Source organism: Arthrobacter sp. Y3225116 (genome assembly GCF_059091245.1).
This window is the reverse complement of record NZ_JBNHGL010000498.1, coordinates 1-860: the sequence shown is the minus strand read 5'-3', so window position 1 is coordinate 860 and position 860 is coordinate 1. Positions and strand designations below refer to the sequence as shown.

Genomic DNA, 860 nt, shown 5'->3' with positions numbered 1-860 from the left:
GGGCGGGGCCGCCGAGCGGCCGCCCGTGTCCGCTGCCGTTCCGGCCGGAGACTACACCGCGGTGTGCCCGGAGCCCCTGCGGCTGCTGGACAGCGCCGCCGAAGACACCGATCCGCAGTTCAGCCCGGTCTCCACCACGGCGCAGACAAGGGCGCGTGCCCTGGTGCTCAGCGACCTCGGCGGCAACGTCCCCGGCAGCGAGCTGACGGAACTGGGCGCGGGCACTCCGCTCGCGCGCATCGCGGAACCGACGGAAGAGTCCTCCGGCGAGACCAAGATGGTGGCGTCCGTGGTGTCCGGACAGGATCTGTCCGCTCCCACCGTGCTGCGGGCCGCCCCGATGGGGGAGTCCACCGCGCTGGCCGGCGCGGCCATGACCTACCGGGCCTCCGACGGCGACCTGCGCGGACTGGCCGCTGCCAACTGCATGGCACCGGCCAATGACTTCTGGCTGCTCGGCGCGTCCACCACCGTGGGAACCACGTCCGTGCTGAAACTGCACAACAGTTCCCAGACACCCTCTTCGGTCGACCTCGAACTGGTCTCGTCCGAGGGGCAGGTCCAGGCTGCCGGCACCCGCGGGCTGCTGGTCGCTCCCGGGGAGTCACGCTCCATCGTGCTGGCGGGAGTGGCCGCGAACCAGGAATCCCTGGCCGTGCGCGTGCAGTCCTCCGGCGGCCCGGTGACCGGCTTCATCCAGCAGAGCATCCTGCGCCAGCTGACCCCCGGCGGCGTCGAGTTGCTGCAGGCCTCGGCCCCGGCCGGCACGCGCCAGGTGGTCACGGGAATCACCGTCCAGGACCAGAAACCGGCCCGGGCGATCCGGGCCCAGGACGGCTACGAGGACGCGGCGCCGGCGC

The 860-nt window shown here is 72.8% G+C and carries 1 protein-coding gene; it reads left to right on the top strand.

Annotated features, from left to right (window positions below; all coding sequences use genetic code 11):
- Positions 1-25: 25 nt before the first annotated feature.
- The coding region (locus AC5RV2_RS18590; RefSeq protein ID WP_494093554.1) for a DUF5719 family protein at positions 26-860 on the top strand (835 nt) is incomplete at its 3' end.